15 protein-coding genes are annotated in these 18,114 nt (G+C 49.1%); 6 read left to right on the top strand and 9 right to left on the bottom strand.

What is annotated here, in order from left to right:
• Positions 1 to 16 precede the first annotated feature (16 nt).
• The 8 genes from PsW74_RS23875 to PsW74_RS23840 form a co-directional block, all read right to left on the bottom strand.
• Entirely contained in the window at positions 17 to 487 is a 471-nt protein-coding gene (locus PsW74_RS23875; protein ID WP_063289319.1) for a hypothetical protein, read from the bottom strand.
• A 127-nt stretch (positions 488 to 614) separates the two neighbouring features.
• A complete protein-coding gene (locus PsW74_RS23870) occupies positions 615 to 1,601 on the bottom strand; it encodes a hypothetical protein (RefSeq protein WP_063289320.1) in 987 nt (328 codons plus the stop codon).
• Positions 1,602 to 1,613: 12 nt separating this feature from the next.
• Entirely contained in the window at positions 1,614 to 2,678 is a 1,065-nt protein-coding gene (locus tag PsW74_RS23865; protein WP_063289321.1) for a hypothetical protein, read from the bottom strand.
• Between the two features lie 41 nt (positions 2,679 to 2,719).
• Positions 2,720 to 3,271, bottom strand: coding sequence for a hypothetical protein (locus tag PsW74_RS23860; protein WP_063289322.1), 552 nt, complete (start codon positions 3,269 to 3,271; stop codon positions 2,720 to 2,722).
• 232 nt (positions 3,272 to 3,503) lie between these two features.
• Positions 3,504 to 3,878, bottom strand: a complete 375-nt coding sequence (locus PsW74_RS23855) for a hypothetical protein (protein WP_057463707.1) — start codon at positions 3,876 to 3,878, stop codon at positions 3,504 to 3,506.
• Between the two features lie 5 nt (positions 3,879 to 3,883).
• Positions 3,884 to 4,264 carry a hypothetical protein gene (locus PsW74_RS23850; RefSeq protein WP_063289323.1) on the bottom strand — a complete coding sequence of 127 codons (381 nt, stop codon included), beginning with the start codon at positions 4,262 to 4,264 and terminating at the stop codon, positions 3,884 to 3,886.
• Between the two features lie 76 nt (positions 4,265 to 4,340).
• Entirely contained in the window at positions 4,341 to 5,978 is a 1,638-nt protein-coding gene (locus PsW74_RS23845; RefSeq protein ID WP_208980995.1) for a hypothetical protein, read from the bottom strand.
• Between the two features lie 15 nt (positions 5,979 to 5,993).
• Positions 5,994 to 6,392 (bottom strand): hypothetical protein, encoded by a 399-nt coding sequence (locus PsW74_RS23840; protein WP_063289325.1) that lies wholly within the window; start codon positions 6,390 to 6,392, stop codon positions 5,994 to 5,996.
• A gap of 213 nt (positions 6,393 to 6,605) precedes the next feature.
• Here PsW74_RS23840 and PsW74_RS23835 point away from each other — a divergent pair, with 213 nt between their 5' ends.
• The 6 genes from PsW74_RS23835 to PsW74_RS23810 all read left to right on the top strand — a co-directional run bounded on the left by PsW74_RS23835 (position 6,606) and on the right by PsW74_RS23810 (position 12,490).
• A complete protein-coding gene (locus PsW74_RS23835; RefSeq protein ID WP_063289326.1) occupies positions 6,606 to 7,895 on the top strand; it encodes an HrpJ domain-containing protein in 1,290 nt (429 codons plus the stop codon).
• A gap of 65 nt (positions 7,896 to 7,960) precedes the next feature.
• The gene (locus PsW74_RS23830) at positions 7,961 to 8,335 is read left to right on the top strand and encodes a hypothetical protein (RefSeq protein WP_063289327.1); all 375 of its coding nucleotides are present in this window, start codon (positions 7,961 to 7,963) and stop codon (positions 8,333 to 8,335) included.
• Positions 8,336 to 8,707: 372 nt separating this feature from the next.
• Positions 8,708 to 9,493, top strand: a complete 786-nt coding sequence (locus PsW74_RS23825; RefSeq protein WP_057463702.1) for a Crp/Fnr family transcriptional regulator — start codon at positions 8,708 to 8,710, stop codon at positions 9,491 to 9,493.
• Positions 9,494 to 9,527: 34 nt separating this feature from the next.
• Entirely contained in the window at positions 9,528 to 9,767 is a 240-nt protein-coding gene (locus tag PsW74_RS23820; RefSeq protein WP_063289328.1) for an EscE/YscE/SsaE family type III secretion system needle protein co-chaperone, read from the top strand.
• A gap of 26 nt (positions 9,768 to 9,793) precedes the next feature.
• A complete protein-coding gene (locus tag PsW74_RS23815; protein ID WP_057463700.1) occupies positions 9,794 to 10,084 on the top strand; it encodes a hypothetical protein in 291 nt (96 codons plus the stop codon).
• 180 nt (positions 10,085 to 10,264) lie between these two features.
• The gene (locus tag PsW74_RS23810) at positions 10,265 to 12,490 is read left to right on the top strand and encodes an FHA domain-containing protein (RefSeq protein ID WP_063289329.1); all 2,226 of its coding nucleotides are present in this window, start codon (positions 10,265 to 10,267) and stop codon (positions 12,488 to 12,490) included.
• 79 nt (positions 12,491 to 12,569) lie between these two features.
• Here PsW74_RS23810 and PsW74_RS23805 read toward each other — a convergent pair whose 3' ends face one another.
• Complete coding sequence (locus tag PsW74_RS23805; RefSeq protein WP_063305878.1) at positions 12,570 to 18,107, bottom strand: DUF5801 repeats-in-toxin domain-containing protein; 5,538 nt, start codon at positions 18,105 to 18,107, stop codon at positions 12,570 to 12,572.
• Between the last annotated feature and the right edge of the window lie 7 nt (positions 18,108 to 18,114).

Raw genomic sequence — 18,114 nt, 5'->3', positions numbered from 1 at the left:
GAGCGGCAGCGCGGCATTAAAGGTGAAACACCATGGCGCCATCCAGCTCATCAGAAAGAGAGGTTTGCGCAGCACCCAGCAACGGATTGCCCTGATAACCACCTGCATCCGCAGAAACCAGTGGCTGATAAAGGCTCACAACAGACAGGAGTTCCTCGACCAGTCCAGTCAGCTTCTCCAGCTCCGTGTACCCGCGAAAGCTCACCGAAAGCACAAGCTCTTCGGCACCATCATCAGCCTTGCGTAAAACAGCCAGCGTTCTGAACTGCGACAGGCAGGCCAGATTTAAATGCAGGATATCTTCAATCTGTCGGCCTCGGGTTCCCACCGTTTCACTCAGTGAGCCAATAACCGTCGTGACTTCAATACCACCCCCATCAAGGGCATCAGAAAACACGAGTTGAACACCATCAACATTCATCGAAGCGGTGTTCTGCTCGGAGAAAATCGGTGCACCTAATCTCAGCTTTCGCCAGAGCTTATCCAAGCACCCTGAAAAGTTTAAGGAGAACACGAGAAATCCTCTCTGCCATGCGCAAGATCAGCAATCAGTCGCCAAACGCGAAAAAACAGGTGTGCGTTGAGGGTAATAAACGCACACCTGCTTTTGTGGCTTAACCGCGAGTAATCGCAGCCGCCCGTTCGTTTTCGATTTCGCGAGATTCTTTCAGGAACTGAATGATCGCACGGATGATGTCGTCCAGAGCTTTCTGGATGGATTCAGCCTGATCATTCTCCTTACGAACCTCTTCAGCAGCTGCTGCCAGCTCCTGAGAAATCGCTTCATCTTCTTTTGCATTTGCCTGAGTGAACGCACTCGCACCTTGAGAGGTCGTGTTACCCAAGGTGTTGGCAACGCCACCGATCGTCGCGATGGACTGTGCACGAGATCCGGATGCACTTGCGACAGCATCAAAACCTTTCGCTTGCGCGCGGTAATCACCAGCACGCTGCGAATAGAAGTCATTCAGCTTGCCACCCTTGCCCGGTGCAACATCAGCTGCTTTCGCATCCATCTTGCCAGCCTGCGAGTTGGCATTTGCAGAGTTCTTCGCCGCACCCAAGCCTTTTGCAGCACTACCAATCGCAACAGCAGACATCACGATGGAGACAGCAGAAGAAACAACAGTCACAACAAGACTGATAATCGCACCTGTACGGGTCTCTTCAGCAGCATCGCGGCTCTTCCCAGCCTGAGCGTGCATCTGCGTCTTCACAGTCTCACGTGCAATCAAACGGGACTCGAGCTCGTTATTGCGCTGATTGACAGCAGACTTGTAAAGAGCCTGTGCAATCAGACGAGACAGGTTGCCTGTGCTGTCGACCTTGTCGAGAGAACCGATCGCAACAGTCGCCGCTTCCAGACGACCCAGCGCCTCGTCCGTTGTCGCCTTGTCAAAATTCGCACTTGCAGCAAACTGCGGCAAAGACACGAGTGACAGGAATGTTCCGTGATGCTCTGGTGGCAAAGTTGCCAGACGCGCTTCTACGCTCTGCTGGAACTCCGTTGCCCGCTCTTCAGAAACGGCAAGTTTGCCGTCCTGAAAGAAACTGGGCGGCAGATAATCACGATTGTAACTGGCACCTACGGTTGCTGACATAAATACCTCCTTTTAACCTGCAAACTTTGTTCTACCCAGCGTATCAGCACGCTCATTCATGGAACTCACGGTTCCATCCAACGCGTCAGCGAACTGTTCGCCTGCCTTGGTTAAAATGGAGAGCAGCTGATCGATGATCTGACTGAGCAACTGGATAAACGCATCAAGGTCAGCGGCATCTGCCTGCAGTTCCTTGGACTGCGCAACGTCCTGGCTAGCTGTGTAAGAAACAGCACCCGCTGCAATCGCACCGGCACTACTACCGATCTGAATGATCGCGGAAGTGATGGAAGAGATCGCCTGGATCATCGCGCCAACACTGCCTGCCTGAGCACCCGGAATAAAGAAGGACGCAGCAGCCAGAGTGATACCGACAACGGCTGCAACCACTTTCATGGCAATATCAACCTTCATGACGGTTTCTTCATCCGCACCAGCGGCCACAGCAATGTGTCCGGCGATACTTTGGCCAGTCGCGGCCTGCACCGTGGCATCAATGGCCATGGCAAGTTGCACCACGCCGGCAGCAATCATAAACGCCCCGACAACCTGCAGTCCTGGAATAACCGCCAGAATTGTGCCGGCCACAATGGAAATCGCCGCAGCAACCCACTGAAATGCCAGAGAGATCTTCTGCCAGATGCTGAGACCTTTTTGCTTCTTCTCAGCTTCTTCCTGCTTGCGGATAGACTCTTCAAGCTTGATCGCCTTATCCTGCAAAGCACCCTTCTGCTTCGCTTGGGTAAGACCCACTTTGTTCTTCTCAACGGCTTCCTGAGTACCCTGCATTTTGTCCAGCACGGACGCAACAAGCACTTCAATATCCTGGAAGCTGGAAGTGGTCAGCGGAGTGTCAGGACCAACCTGAGTAAGGCTGTTTGAAAGGCGCGTGATGTGCTGCGCAAACGCAATGGTCGCAATCATCGGCGTACCACCAACAGATGCAAGTGCTCCCGGACCAATCTTACCTGCACCTTTTACATCACCAGCTTTGCCAGCCATTTCAGAGGTCGTATCAAAAATATCGCCCAGACTGTTGCTATTCAGACCAAGGCCCAGACCTTTAGGAAGCTCCATATCTATTCTCCATGCTTAAATAATTGAGATCAAAACTGTTGTCAGACCAGTTTTTGGCGTGCGCTTTTCATCATGGTTTGCGCATACTTCTTGTCGTCATAATTTTTGACGGGATCATCAAACATGCGCAGTGCGGCTTCAAACGCGTCACCAGCTTCCTGGTATTCCTTTGCAGCCAGCAGACATTCACCAAGACGCAGATACCCCTGCGGGTTGGTCGCATCCATACTGATGAAATGCAGATAGAGCTTCACGGCCATGCGAACGTCGCCCTGAATCTGATAGGTCATCGCAAGGCCATAGGTGTACTGCTCTTCCATCGGAGCAATCTGCACCAGCATAATAAAGAGCGACTTCGCCTTCTCGACCTGACCGACAGAGATGTTCCGGCGAGCCATCTCATAGACAGCTGCGAGCTCCTCCTCTGACAAACCCAGCATCTCGGATATGGAGACACCCTGCTTCATCAACTGATAGAATTTTTCATCCTTGAAACCCAGTGAATCAAGATGCTCAACGAGCGGCTCAGCGATCTCTTTAATCGTCTCAGCAAAGAGCTCTGGTGACTGTTTGGGCATATCGAGAAGTGACATGGCGCCCTTTCTTTATCTCTGACTAATTCAGCATTTAAGAAAACAATAGAGCGCAATCAGAAGGTGTTCTGTGCCAAACAGAACACAAGAATAGGCAATACGCATTGTGCAGTGATTTTTATGCATCACGAACATGTGAGCACAACCAACAGGCTGATCTGCCACCAACAAAAGGCAGCTCAGCCTGCATAAGAGGAAGAAACAAACCTTCCCCTTCGATCACAATCTGGAGTTATTGGGAGAGTTTCTGCCGGCGGTTGCCAAGATAGATATCAATCGCATCCTTAGCCTTATCAGCATCGTGGAGCGTATAAAGGCAACGCGCTCGAATGTAATGACGCATGGACTGCTCATCACTACGCGTATACTTACCAAACTGCTCAAGTGGATCCAGCAGGTCCAACTCCCGCAGACTTTCAAGTGCCAGGTCAAAACGGTTGAGAAGGAAAAGCAGAACCGTCCGGGCCAGAAGCACGTCTTTGGAATGATCTTCCATCACCATCATACCCTGCACCATAGTGAGCGCCTCTGCATATTTGCAGTTTTGCGTCATGATGTAGATACTGAGAAGAAGGAAGTCTCGCTGCCGACTGTTGAGCGCTGTCATCAAATTTACCCTTGCAACAACATGGCAAGGGCTGCCTGCAGGTCTTCATCAAGCAACACATCACCCATCAACAGGTCTGCAACACCTTTTAGAACACGCTGCTGCTCACCCTGCTCACGCAAAGCTGCCGCAGCAAACAAACGCTGAAGCTCCTTGCGCATTTCGCTCAACTCAGTCGGCAAAAGAATGTCTGTTTCAGATAAATCCGGCAATAAAAGAGAAGGTAGGCGCTCATCCAGTGTCGGACGGTACAAGACCTCATTTAAGGGCCGCACTTCTGGCAAAAATACAGGAGCAAGCTTTTTGCCCTCTGGCAATTGAACCTGGTCTTCAACCTTCCAGTTGGAAACCTCATTCACGCCAATTGTAATCGATGCAACCCGCATTCCGAATCCCGTACCCAGTCAAAATAAAACGCAGCCCTGACTTACCTGCCAGAGCTGCCATCACAAAAAAAAGCTTTTAAGAGAAGCCACGCGCAATCTGAATATTCAGATCAAAACTACGGCGTACAGTACCAGTCGCCTGCTCGTACGAACGGTTCTGTTCACGGTTATCCTGATTGATATCATTGGTCAGCAACTGAGGGTTCAGAAGCGTAACCGCATCACTCAACTGCGTTGAGAAGCGTTCCCACTGCGTCCGCTTAAAGGAGTTTTTGCTTCCGTTACTATTGTTAATCATGTCATGCGTTGGCCGGGTAATATTAAATTCCTTCTCAACAGGGTGCGGCTTACCCGAAGCAAAGTCTTCAAACATATACGCAACAGCAGTACTGAACTGGCTAGGATTATCAAAAGACACAGAAAGAGAGTGCTTTTCTTTATCCGCGTCCTTTCCGGTATCATTGAACTTCTTCAGTGCTTCGTTCACAATACGCTGCATTTCCGCATAGGCCTGAGACAACTGGTTGAGCTGGGTGAGCTGCTCTGTTCTCATTGTAATGATCGCCTGCTGTTTCAAACTGGCCTGATTCTGAATGAGCGCCACCAGCGTCGGCAAATCCAACCGGGAAATTGTACCATCCGAGTTTGTGATACCACCAGCAGATAACATCTGCTGCTCAGCTTGCTTGATTGCTAGAATACGCTGCTCTTGCTCGATAAAAACAGCATAACCACGGTTGATCGAGGCATTATTATCTGGCGTTAGAACATCTCTCGAGTTCCGCGCTGGATTAGCCAGATTTGGTGTCTTCACATCAAAATAAGCATGCGCCCGCTCAAAACGCTTCACAATTTCCTGCATTTCGGTAGCCAGATCTGAACGAGCATAAATTCCGGTATTAGGAACATTATCTCTCAGCATTTCCAACTGCTTGACGTAGGCCTGCTTGTCCTCATTGAACTTATCACGGTCAGAGCTTGAGGTTTTGTTAGTCAACGTCTTGTTCTTAACGTCATTAATCTCTTTGTCGATCTGGGCCGTAATCACAGCGCGGCTGGCAGCAAGGTCTGTATCTGCATTTGGCAGCAGATCCAACAGCGGCGCAATTCTGGTCTTAAAGATGGAGTTGTTTGCGAGTCGCTCCTGCTCCGTCTTCGAGAGCTGGAAAATACGAGATTTTGTCAACTCATTCACGATGGTCACACTGCGTTTATCATCGGAGCGAATTACACCAACCTGATTGGACCCTGTACCAATGACTGTGTTTCCTGACTGAATCTGCGCCTCAGTGAAATTATCGCGCAAATAACGCAGCTGAACTGCCGGATGCCAGGAGACAAATTCATGCGGTGACGGATTGCTATAGTTCGCAGGCAAGTCTTCATCAGCAACAGTATCAGCCGGATCCACCAAAACACTGGCCACATAAGCATTATACTTACTCGGGTCGGTCGCGTAGTTCGTCGTCCCTGGAATCGACAACAAAGGATTCTCAAAATCAGGATCGGCTTCCGGCAGGTTGGATAAGAAACTATCCCAAACACTGGTCTGCGTTTCTGCAGCCTGCAGCGCGGGACCTTGCTGCGCCGCCCTTTCCTGAGCACCATCACCAGCACCATCAGAGGCAGCTTTAGCTGTGTCGTCATCTTTTGGAGGAGCAAGAGTATCTGGGTCTACAGTAGTAGATGAGCCTGAGCCAACACCATTAATCATTTTCATCTCCTCACATCACAAAATAAGGCGAGTACGACCCGCATTCTTTTGGGGCTTCGCAAACTGAGACCGCGCAGCACCGCTATTATTTTCGTTGTCTTTCAATCGCTTCGTGAAATGCTCAGCAATCGCATCATACCCCTGCAAAAAGTCATCAAAACTCTTCGAAGCAAGCAGTCCGTTGATCAAGCTCAGCGCGACCGGATCTTTCTGAACGGCAGGAAGATCAAGCAACTCCTGCAAGCTCGCAACCATCTGGTAAGACACATCTTGCCATTCATTTTCTGAAGGCCAGTTCTTATCAGCGTTACAAAGGCTTAATGCATCATCCAAATAGGCACTCAACGCGCCTGCATCACCACTTACAGTGAACTGGGGAAGCAACTCTTCCTTGCTGGATCCGGTCTTCGCCATACAACATTCCCATCAAAGCACTATACGCCCTCTATAAACGGGCAGACCGGGGCACCGCTGTTCCGAACGACACACCTTCAAAATCGAAATTTAGCAATGACAGAATTAGCAAAATGGGTGAGCCCACTTGTGTCGCCCGACACAAAGCAATTTCACTAAAAGAAGTATGAAAATGACATATTCTTATTCGTAGTATCAGCGGAGGACTTTTCAATGAGCTTAGAGGTCTTAAGATCAACGATTGCCACTCACAACGCTGAGTCGCCAGTTGGCGCTCCACTGGTTGCAGAAGCCACAGGGCAGCGCCGCGCTGAGCGCGTCATGCAGCTCAACAATCCATCCAAACTGACAGATGCTGCTGAAGAGCTAGGCCAGGCCGTGTCCTCACGCCTCGACAAAAGATCACTGGAAAGCCGTTCAATCCGACAAGGGCAAGGCGCTAACATAGAAGCAATCACACGGATTGCCGACTATTACGACAAGCTGCCTGACATGCCCTCTCAGGATAAACTGCAAGGTTTGGTTCAACGGCTACAGGACTATCAGCACAATCAGAGCACCAACGGTGATGGCTCAGGACAGCTCACCCCTCAGGACGTATTCGCATTCCTGCAGCAGTTTGACGGTGACGTAACGCACCAGTATGCCGCCCTGCAGATCGCTATCGAACATTTTGAGACCACAGGAGCAAACGATGCTCTTTTGGGAGCTCTGCTCAATGCCCGCGAATACATGGAAAGCGGTGAGACTGGACGTGATGTGCGCGCAGGCTTTGCAGTCGCGGAACTTGCCCATGACAAAGCCGAGGACTTGGGAACCGATCCTGCCGTCATCCGCGAGCACTACCGCGACATGCTGCGCAGTGAAGCGAACTTCGGAATCATCTTCGATAAGTTCAATGACCTGATCGCACGCACACATTCAAAGCATCACGATGTAAACGGCAATGAAAGCTCACCCCTCACCTCTTTTGATGATGTTGTGGACCTGTTTACAACCGCCGCAAGTCAGGGCTTGGAAATTGCAGATACCCAGGATGAGCCTGCTCATCTGGAAGCGGTCCTGACCGAGCTGGGCAAACTGAAGAGCCTGCGAACCGTCTATGAGGGTGTGCATGTCGCGACCAAACTGACAGGTCGCAGCTTCTCAGAGTTCACACGTGTTGTGGAAGAGCTGGGCACAGAGAAGCTGGCAAGCTCACTGTTCCATTATCTGGGCAAAGCAGTCACATCACCTGCTGACGCACAAAGTCTTGTTGCGCCACTCGCCCCTGCTGGGGCCAGCGCATCATTGAACTACACAAACAACCTGCTTGCATTGCACCGTGAGGTTCCTGACACCATCCTCACCAACGAAAACATCCGCAATCAGCAACTCGAAACATTACTGGTACTATCAGAACAGCTGACGATCCTGGAAGAAGAGCAATATCAAACAGCAACCGACGCTACGCCGGTTAATAACTTTGCTCAGCTCAGCGCTGCGTCAGCTACTGTTCACTGACCCGTCATCGCTAATGAAATAGCTGCTGCAACATGAAACCAAGGAAGAACAAAGGAGAGGATTGAATGCAGTTTTCAAGTGCCATCCAGTCAAGCCTGGAAGCGTTCGCAAACAATATGAAGATCCCCTTTTCTCCGCAGATGGATGGAAGTCTGTCTTACCTCCTTTCACAATCCGGTGAACTGACGTTTACCCCTGTTGAAGGTGGCAACAGCGTCGTTGTCAGCCTTGGTCGAACCACAACGGGTGACCAGAATTCAGCAAATGAAGCTCTTTTGAGCCGAGCTGGCTTCAAACCTGAAATTGGAACCAATCTGCATACAGGGAAATCTAAAGATGGAACGTTACATCTGGCGGTTTTATACGAAGCAGGACAACTTAGCCCTGCAAAACTCGAGCAAACGGTCGATTATCTGATAGGTGAATTGAGTTCACTATAAAAACTACAATCAGTGCATGCAGGTATACACCAGTTTCAATCTTATAATGACTCACACTTGTTCACATTACGGAGGGAAATCGTGACTTTTTCGCACTTAAAATCACAATCCCGAGGGATACAGTCAATATCCATTAAAATATAAGTTAGATGATGACAGCCAGACTTGACTCGCTTATTAGCTGTCTTAATTATAGTTTTGTCCGTGTTCTGAAGCACAATTCTTCGCAATTGTGTACGAGTGAGATTGGGGTGGAATATTGGTAGAGTATAATAAAAAAAAGACGAAGTATATTTGCTCTGCGGAGACCAGTATATCTTCATCCTCTAAAATAGCTGCACTTATTTAAGTAAGAGGACACGGTACATTTCTATGGAAAAGGCAGTATATGATGCAAGCCTGGGTAGAGGCGCATCAAGAGCTCATAATACTGGCACCTCATCCTCAGGTGAAAGCAGCTGGAAAGAAAACGCAGCATTGTTTCAAGAGCTGAATGATGAATTATGTGCATCTTTAGAGCAATCAGCAATTCGCCAAACCTACTCAAACGGCGAGAACATCTATCTTCAGGAAGATGATGCTGAATTTCTTTACATCATTGAGAGTGGACATGTTCGCTTAAGTCACTTGCGCGAAGATGGATCTACCTTCCTTTATGCCATCATCACAGCAGGCCAAAGCTTCGGCGAGTTAGGTGTCTTTCAGCGATCTGTTCACGCAGATACAGCTTGCGCGTTAGGAAACGTAGTCGTTCACAAAATCAGACGCTCTGCATTTCATGTCATCAACGAGCAGAGTGCCGAGATCTGTCGCGCGCTGGCTGTAGTCGTAGCGAAACACTATCGCTCCTACATCGAATCAACACGCTGCTTGTCACTGCCAAGCCTCTCAGCTCGCCTGGCACATGCGCTGCTCAGCTTGCTTGAGTCGATTGGTACCCCTGCGGGCGATAACCCAAAGGACAAGTCTGTGATCTCTGGCGCAATCGTTACACAGAGTGATCTGGGCGCAATGGCACGCGGAACGCGCAGCAATATCAACCGCCGCCTGAAAGAGTGGGAGCGCGCTGGCATCATAAAAATTAAGGATCGTTCTATCACTGTGCTGAATAGGACAATGCTGGAACGGAACTTGCTCAATAATGAGTCAAATTTTTAAAAAAGCTGGAAGCGTTGAAACAAAGGACTAACGCGTGCAAGACGAGAACACCAATAACGAGATGTATGTCACCGATCTGGAAGAGACTTTAAAAAGTCAGCAAGGTTCAGAACATGCCCAAAAACTCGAAAAGAAATTGGACGCTCTTTCCTCTTGGGTACGTGAAAAATCCGAGGAGCCTCAAACTGAGGTGGACTACCAACGTATTCAAACAGTGATAAACGGCATCACTGCAGCACAGGACGTCCTGCGCAAGTTTCCAGTCCAGAATTAGAGCCGCGTAAAAGCAGGAGTTTCAAAATGGTCAGTTTTGTCACAGGTGTAGATACCCCGTATACTTCAACCGTTGAGAAAGCATTAGAAAACAAAGCTGGTATGAACGCGCTCGACATCAGCGTTCGCTTTCAGACCGAGATGGATAAGATCAATGACAAGATCATTGAAGCTCAGAACTCCAACTTGGCTGAGACCGAAAAAATGTTCACTCTGCAGCTGCTCGTGAACACTTATACCACCATGGGTCAGACACGAACCAGCATGGTGAAGGCGCACGCCGATATGGTTAAAGCCTGCGCACGTAACATTGCCTAAACCTTTTTAAAAGGCTCTCTTCCGGTTGCCAAAGCGAGTGTGGAAGAGAGCCTTTGTATATTCAGGTCCATGAGACAGGTTCGGTCTTCCCGAACGCTGACATTCCATGGCATTTTCCAGTTCGCTTTTGGCAAATAGTCAATCTGGCGAACTCCAGCGCTTGTTTAGGTGGGACGGCGAATGGGTAAACTCATCCTCAAAATTCTTGTAGGCCAACAGGCTGGCGCGGAAGTCATGCTCGAGCCGGGTGAGTATACACTTGGTTCGGACAGAAACGACGATTTGCAACTGGCAGATCTGAGCGTTGCCGCAAGCCATATGCAGCTACGCCTGCAAGACAACAAAATCGAAATCTCTGCAAAGGCAGGAGATGTCCGGACAGAAAACGGTGTCTCTCTAAGTAGTGGCAATGACGAATGGGTCGAGATTGAGCCTCTTGATGTCATCAGCATTGGTGTCATCAAAATTGCACTTGGCGCCAAAAACGCTCAATGGGCAACACTAAGCAAAGCATTGAATGCTCCCCATGAAGATGACGAGCAAACAGCAGAGAACTCTGCTGCAAACTCAATCCTTGGCGAGAATGCAAAGCACGTTGACGCGATATTCGCTCCAATAGCAAAACACCGCAAACGCATAGCTTTTGCAACAGTTGCAAGCGCCGTCGTTCTGGGTGGGTTTTACCTCGTTGGCTCAGGCAAAATATCTCCTCGCACAGCAAGTGCCCTCCCGAATGGCGGCATTGAAGCAGTGCGTATCGCTCTGGCAGATCTCCCCTTTGCAGAAAGACTGAGCCTGCGTCAGGACGTGGATGATCAGATCTATCTGACAGGCTATGTCAGCGAACCTGTTCAGCGCCGGGCAATCACAGAGGCAGTAGAACGCACTGAAGTACCTGTCCGCTTGCGCGTGCGCGTGATCGAAACGCTGAAGAAAGATATTGCCGGTTATCTGCAATCTCGCGGATCCAACGTAAGCTTCGCACTTGCGGATGACGGAGAGTTAACCCTGAGCGGTTCTGTTCTCAATAAAACAAGTGCTGACCAGCTAATCGCGGACCTACGCGGGTTGAATGGCATCTCCGGCGTAACATCAAACATCAAAACTGCAGATGATTATCTTCTGGATGTGCGCAAGCTGGCCAAGCGTGCTTTGATTGATGACACCATCATCTTCCGTCTCGACGATGAAACTCTTGAAGTCAGCGGTATCATAGCAAGCCAGGACATTGATCGCTGGTCTGGCTTCTTACGCTCATACTCCAGGCAGTACGCTACGTTTATTCCACTGCGTTCTCTCGTCAAGTTGGTTCAGGAAAACGGACAGGTCGTAGATCTCAAAGCCAACTTTGATGGTGGTATTGAGCCTTTGCTTGCTGCTGTTGATCCACTCACGAATGAACCGGTAGAAGAACGCCAAACCAAAGTATTGGAACTGGCGCGGGCAATCAAACAGCAAGACGGTTTTGTACCTAGCCAACCCAATCAAAAATCTTCCAGCCGCCTCGCCAAGAGCAATGCGGCAGGACAACGCAAAACTGGCCCTGAAGCACCTGCAACACCGCTTCAAAAAGCAACTGAACGTTTGCTAAGCAGCATCGGCATTGCATCCGCTCAAGCATCAACGTCACCAACCAGTCAGCCGACAGTGTTAGAAGAAACAGATGCAGGCCAGCAGACGACAAACGGAAAGTTGGAAGCTAAAAGCGAAAAGCAACAGGGCGTAATCTCTCAAAGTAAAGCGGATGTCCGGTTCCAAAACGTCGCCCTGGACGATCCTGAGCTTAACGAAGCAGCTGAAGTCGTGTTCCTTGCTTGGATGGAATCCGCTAAGGCCAAAGGCGTGATACCTGAAGAGCTAAAAAAGAACTTCCTGCCCTTGCTTGTAACGCCGCCGTCTGAGGGACCTCTCTGCTCTGAGAACCTCTCAGTGCCAGTCTCACAGATCCCTGTGACTGTACTGTGGCTCGATATCCTAAGCAGCAGCGAAAGCCTCGCTCTCACAACGTTTCCAGAGGAACGCCAGCGCTACATTTTGGAAGCTGCAGTCAATCCAGCTGCAACACGCGACTGCCTGATCAAATCAGAAAAAAGCAACAACATTGATTTGATCCCCTACTCCAACTTCATCAGAGAGAGCTTGCGAAACCCTGGTTTCATCAGCTTCCTGACGCGGGACCTCTCATCTCCGTCTCTGACTGTCACCGGAGCGAGCCTGATCGGCGAGCGTTATGTTTTGAACAGCGAAAACAACCGCTACAAAATCGGCCAGTCCATTGATCAAAGCAGCCGCCTCCTTGCTGTCGGCGAGCTGGGTGCTTTGATCCGCGAGTATGAAGGATACTCTGTCGCGATATATGGCGATCAGACAGCCTGGGTCGTCCGCGAAGCAAACGCGAGGCAGTAAGCCATCGCTCAACAAACAGTAGAGCACTTACTGTACAAACATACGAAAAGCCGGGTCTCATATGAGACCCGGCTTTTTCTTAGGCCACAACGTCTACTTGACTGTAAGAGCCATCATCATCCAGCACCACCTTAATGGTGTCTGTATTGCTGATGTTATCAAGGTGAGCGATCTTCGACCAGTTCTCGCCATTGGCAGCCCCATCCACATCAACAAGCACATCACTTCCAGAACCATTTTCCTGGATCTTCACGTACTGACCAGCTTCTGCAGCATCAACTTCATCATTTCCGAAAGCCTTGTTCAGGAGATCCGAAATATCGAGGCGATCAACGTTTTGATCTGTTTCCCCCTGAGCCGTGCCATCAAAGTCGGTGATTGTATCAAAACTTCCATCCAGAACGTCGAAGATGAATGCATCAAGATCATCTTCACTACCGCTGGTCATCCGGTCATAACCCGCACCACCATTGAACGTATCAGAATAGTTGCGGCTACTTGACGGATGCCAATCATCCCCAATCAAAAGATCATTGCCATCACCGCCAGACAGATCATTATGCCAGTTGCCCTGCCCTTCAATTCTGTCGTTCTGATCGGTACCATTTAAGCGATAATGCCACCCTGAGTTCTTGTCTGGATCATTCTCGTAATACTTGTTCTGAGAATAGGCAGGCTCATTATAATCGACAACGATGGTATTTGGATTATCCGCATTCTCAATCACATTGACCGTTGTGGTTGCAACACCACTTTCTTCAGCGCCATTGCTGACAACCATTTCAATAGTTCTCGTGTCAATGTCTGAAGAGGTGTTGAATTCAATGGATTTGATTGCCGCAACATATGCTGCGTAACTTGCATCTCCAGAGAGAGTCAGAACCAGATTGCCACCTACGACTGCTGCCCTGGCAGAGATACCAGAGAACGCTCCCTGTGGGAGATAACTCAGAGCATCCCCCTGCTGATAATTCTTTAGCGTTATGACTGCACTGGAAAGTTGATCGTTGGAGTTGTCATTATCGGCATCATTAACGCCAAGCATATCAGCAATCGCAACACCTTCCCCACCAAGAGTAAAGTCAATGTCATACTCGGTCGTAGGATCAATAACATTGTCTCCAGTGATCTTCACATCGAGAACTCGGGCATAATCGTCCGTTCCTTCCATACCAGACACTTCAAAAGTGATCGTAGTTTCAGAAGGGTTCCAACCAGGCAGATTGCTTATGTCAATCGTAATGACTTCGCTTCTGCTCTGCGTCGATTGATCAAACATTGGGATACGAGCGCTTCCGCCATCCCATTCAATCAAAAGATCGAACTGATCATCACCGAATTCCAGACGGTTTCCAACTGAAACCTCCAGCTTTAGATTTTCTCCATTCGTCAGATCAACCGATCTGGAAACGGATCCCTCACCATTTGGTGTCCAAGAGGGGAAGTAAAGATGACCGGAGATCGCTCCGCCCTGCTGCGGAACATAAACATCTCCATAATCGGAATCCCCATCAAGGTTTCCGTTCTCAATCCACGCTCCAGTCCAAGTAACAACACCGTTGCTATGTCCATGACCATAATCGTAGGAACCGTTGTGCTCCTCAAAATCATCTCTGACTTTGAGTTTGTCCGAACTACCTGGCTTGAAGAACAGATTTAGTTCAGCAGCCTGATTTGTCACAGACACTTCAACATCTTCGCTCGCGTCTTCAGTTCCATCACTCGCAACGATATTGAAGTTGTAGTCTTGATCAGCGTCCACATCCAATGGGTTCTCGAAATCAGGTGCAGCTTTGAAGTAAACTTCACTGCCTCTGATTTCGAACAAATGAGCATCTTCACCCGTCAAGGAGTATGTCAGCGCATCGCCATCAACATCAAAGGCACTAAATTCAGCAACCGGTCCGACCCCATTTTCTGCAAAATTGGACTGAACATTTGTAACAGTCAGGACTGGACGATCATTCACTGGAGTGACATCAACTGTCACAGTGATCACATCAGAAACATCACCATCAGCATCTTCAATACGGTAGCTAAAGCTATCCTGCCCGTTGAAGTCGGCAACAGGTGAGTACCTCACAGTGCCATCAGAGTTCACAACAACACTGCCGCCCTTAACAGTAACCCCAGCGTTTTCAAGTAGAACTGTTGCGTCTTTATCAGCCCCAACAGCATCATTGCTCAGAACATTGATATCGAATGCAACATCTTCAGAGCCAATCACATTATCAGCGGCACCTGCTGGCACATCGTCAAGGATGTTGACGGTAAAGTCGCCAGAAACGCTATCACCATCGCTGTCCTTCGCCTCAAAATCGAAGGACAAAGAAAGATCTTTTCCTTCATCACCTTCATGATCCAGCTGTCCAAGCAGTTCAAATGTATACGTACCTGAACCATCATCAGACAATGTCACTTTGAAGACTGCATTGCTCAGATCATTGGCATCCGCAGGAGCCATACCGGTGTAGCCAATCAGAACAGCGCCAAACGCTTGGAGCAAGACAGGAGCACCTGCTGATTCAAGTGCTATGTTGCCACCAGTCTTCCCCTGCTCCCCATCTGTAACATTGATAAAGGAAACGCTGCGATCGGAACCATGCACAGGAGAAGCAACATCACTGTCGGCATCATCAGTCCCCCAATTGATGTGCAGGCTGCCAGAGACTTCTGCATTCCCGCTAGCAAGGTCTGCCTCATCAACGACAAGCCCAACTTTGTGAAGCTGAATGTCATCCAGATAGGTGCCAAGGCCGTTGTTTTGGTCGAGCGCCGTCAGCTCAATAAACTCAAGACGATCACCAACTGATTGACCAGTACCGACTACATTGAGAGTAATAGTTGTCCAGTCAGTGCTGTTGGTTGAGTACTCACCAACCTCAACACCATTCCAAAGCACCCTCACATCACTGGTTGGACCATTGCCGGCCCGATCAGCAAGGTCAAATGTCAACTCATACTGCGTATTCGCTTCCGTCTGGATATTCTGGTAAATACCATCAACTTTACCAGAATCGGCTCCATCCTTATCCAGTTCCAGATACTGATCCCCATCAGATGATGGACTGAAGCTGTCGGAGTGCAGCTCAAATTTGGTTCCATTGGTTGACATCCAGCCAGACATTGTATCGATGGCTTTATGTCCAGAAGATCCAATATCCGGCTCTTCAAAGGAACCGTTGACAACAAGATTTGTCTCATAAGAGCTGCTATCGATGATAGGCACATCATCAACAATCTTGATAGAGAATTTTCCAGCAAGATTAACGCTATCACCATCGCCATCAACCGCATCAATCACGGATCCAAAGTCGATCACTAGGGGTTGCTGAACATTATTCTCACCATTGCCAGCAACATGATCCAGTTGATCAAACAGCTTGAAGACCACATCACCACTGTCTGATGTCAGGTCCAGCGAGAACACTGGGCGATCATTCTGGAAACTGTACTCTGTGTTGCCATCAGTTTCGACGTAACCGACAATCTTGTCACCAATCACCACATAGGACAGCGGTTCACCACCTGAAGTGAGAGCCATCTGTGTTAAACTCGCAACCGCATCAGTTGAGATATCAAACGCGCCGCCATCATTGCCAAAATCGACAAGAGCACTGATATTATCAGTCAGGTAAGCTGGTCCGTTGTTGTCATTCTCACCTGTCGTCGAGCCATCCAAATCCCCATCGCGAGGGGCATTCCCCTGCACGCCAGAGTTCAAGTTGACAATATCATCTTCATCCGCTGTTGCTGTTTGAGACGCGCCTGTAAGGGCAACTTCATCATCTTCGACAGAGATTACAGCTGTCGCAGTTGATGTGTCACCATCCCCATCTGTGACAGTGAAACGCAATCGCAGATCAATACGATCGTCACTACCAGCCTCACCAACATCTGGGTGATCAAAACCAAGGTGCTGAGTAAATTCATAGGCCCCATCAGGCTGGACAATCACAGTAAATGCGGTAGCACCGCCAGTTTCAGTGGCCCCTTCAATGGTGATCACACCATCTGGTGCTGTCGTGCTGGAAAGAATGACCTTCTCTCCGCCAACAGTCAGGAAGTCACTCCGTTGACCTTTAGGTTCTTCCAGATCAATACGGCGTGCATATCCTTGATCATCAACGATCCGTGCAGCAGTTACGGTAGCTCCATCTGAGCCACCTTCAAACTGAAGTGTGCCGGAAGTCGCCACGCCAAAATCATCTGCCTCGCTTACTGTGATCTTCGAACCAGCTCCCGTGGCAGTGGGCTCATCATCATGGAAGATGATCTTGTCACCAATATCGACAGATGCAGTGTCTGTGTCCCCATCTCCATCAGTTAAGGTCAAAACAGCAGAGATTTTGCCTGCCAAGTCCAGCGTATGGTCGTTCTCACTCTGAACATGATTCAAAGAAGCGTATTGAACAACACTCAGGCTACCGTACTCATCAATCGAGACAGCAAAGACAACAGCAGCATTGGCATCACCCGCACGACCAACAATCAAATCTCCCTCAGTATAAAGGTTGATTTGAGAGCCATCTGTCGTTTGCAAACCAGAATCTGTGCCTTGAGCAGCAATTTCCAGGGTGACTTCCGGTGCATCAACTCCATCCGCTCCAATATAGATATTGGCTTCAACCAAGTTCACATTGTGAGCGTAAATTGTCTCCATATCCGGATCATTTGCAGCCTGACTATCCAGTGAGGCAAACAAAGCACGGATATCAGAATCTGGGGCAGCAACAACTTCATCAAGTTGCTGTCCTGCAGTCTCATCCAGCTCTACAATTTCACCAGTTACGGCGAAGTCATGAATGTGCGGGCCGTCATCATCAAACGTCAGATGCTCACCAATCTGCACTCGCGTGGAAACCACGTCGCCATCTTCATCCGTAACAGTCAAAACTGCTGTTACCTTGCCATCAAGTGACACATACTCATCAGAAGACGTCGTATCTGGATGCTTGATAGACATGTACTGAACCATAGACACATCACCATTTTGATGCACATGGATAGCAAAAACAGCTAGTCCCTCAGGGCGGCCATTCCCCCCGGCAAGACGACCAACAATCATCCCATTCTCTTCAGAGAGGAAGATTTCATCACCTTCAGTCGTAAACAGACCAGATGAAATACCATCACTGGCAATTTCGAGAGTGACTTCGTAGCTGCCGGCTTCATCAGCTCCTACATTCAAGGACCCATCCAGGACGTCATTTCGAGCATAGATGGGGCCATTCAAATCAAAATCGCTACCCGTATTCGTAACATCTTTGAATGTATCAGAACCGATCCAAGGTGGAATGTTGTCACTATGCGGCCCTTGGGTCTCGTCAATGCGAATATGATCATCAACCCAAAGTTCTGGCGCAGGGATGTCATCAACAACGGTCACATCCAACTTGCCGTCCAGAGCAACAGTGTCCCCGTCCCCATCTGTCGCAACAATCACAGAACCAAAGTCGATGGCAGCAAGCTCATCACCATTGAGAAGCTGAAGGGCAGTGTTCTCACCATTACCAGTCACATGGTCCAGCTGATCGGCCTGCAACACAGCAAACTCACCAGTCTCGGTATTCAGAAGCAGCCCAATAACCGGACGACCACCAGCAACACCAACCATCAATGTG

This window comes from Pseudovibrio sp. W74, from assembly GCF_001623085.1.
Lineage (GTDB): Bacteria > Pseudomonadota > Alphaproteobacteria > Rhizobiales > Stappiaceae > Pseudovibrio.
Note: the sequence above shows the minus strand (reverse complement) of the source record. Positions and strands in the feature narration are given on the sequence as shown.

What these genes read in the sequence shown, in the direction of transcription:
- PsW74_RS23870 (WP_063289320.1), bottom strand. Translation starts at nt 1,601, where the DNA reads ATGTCAGCAACCGTAGGTGCCAGTTACAATCGTGATTATCTGCCGCCC.
- PsW74_RS23865 (WP_063289321.1), bottom strand. Translation starts at nt 2,678, where the DNA reads ATGGAGCTTCCTAAAGGTCTGGGCCTTGGTCTGAATAGCAACAGTCTG.
- PsW74_RS23860 (WP_063289322.1), bottom strand. Translation starts at nt 3,271, where the DNA reads ATGTCACTTCTCGATATGCCCAAACAGTCACCAGAGCTCTTTGCTGAG.
- PsW74_RS23855 (WP_057463707.1), bottom strand. Translation starts at nt 3,878, where the DNA reads ATGACAGCGCTCAACAGTCGGCAGCGAGACTTCCTTCTTCTCAGTATC.
- PsW74_RS23850 (WP_063289323.1), bottom strand. Translation starts at nt 4,264, where the DNA reads ATGCGGGTTGCATCGATTACAATTGGCGTGAATGAGGTTTCCAACTGG.
- PsW74_RS23845 (WP_208980995.1), bottom strand. Translation starts at nt 5,978, where the DNA reads ATGATTAATGGTGTTGGCTCAGGCTCATCTACTACTGTAGACCCAGAT.
- PsW74_RS23840 (WP_063289325.1), bottom strand. Translation starts at nt 6,392, where the DNA reads ATGGCGAAGACCGGATCCAGCAAGGAAGAGTTGCTTCCCCAGTTCACT.
- PsW74_RS23835 (WP_063289326.1), top strand. Translation starts at nt 6,606, where the DNA reads ATGAGCTTAGAGGTCTTAAGATCAACGATTGCCACTCACAACGCTGAG.
- PsW74_RS23830 (WP_063289327.1), top strand. Translation starts at nt 7,961, where the DNA reads ATGCAGTTTTCAAGTGCCATCCAGTCAAGCCTGGAAGCGTTCGCAAAC.
- PsW74_RS23825 (WP_057463702.1), top strand. Translation starts at nt 8,708, where the DNA reads ATGGAAAAGGCAGTATATGATGCAAGCCTGGGTAGAGGCGCATCAAGA.
- PsW74_RS23815 (WP_057463700.1), top strand. Translation starts at nt 9,794, where the DNA reads ATGGTCAGTTTTGTCACAGGTGTAGATACCCCGTATACTTCAACCGTT.
- PsW74_RS23810 (WP_063289329.1), top strand. Translation starts at nt 10,265, where the DNA reads ATGGGTAAACTCATCCTCAAAATTCTTGTAGGCCAACAGGCTGGCGCG.
- PsW74_RS23805 (WP_063305878.1), bottom strand. Translation starts at nt 18,107, where the DNA reads ATGGTTGGTGTTGCTGGTGGTCGTCCGGTTATTGGGCTGCTTCTGAAT.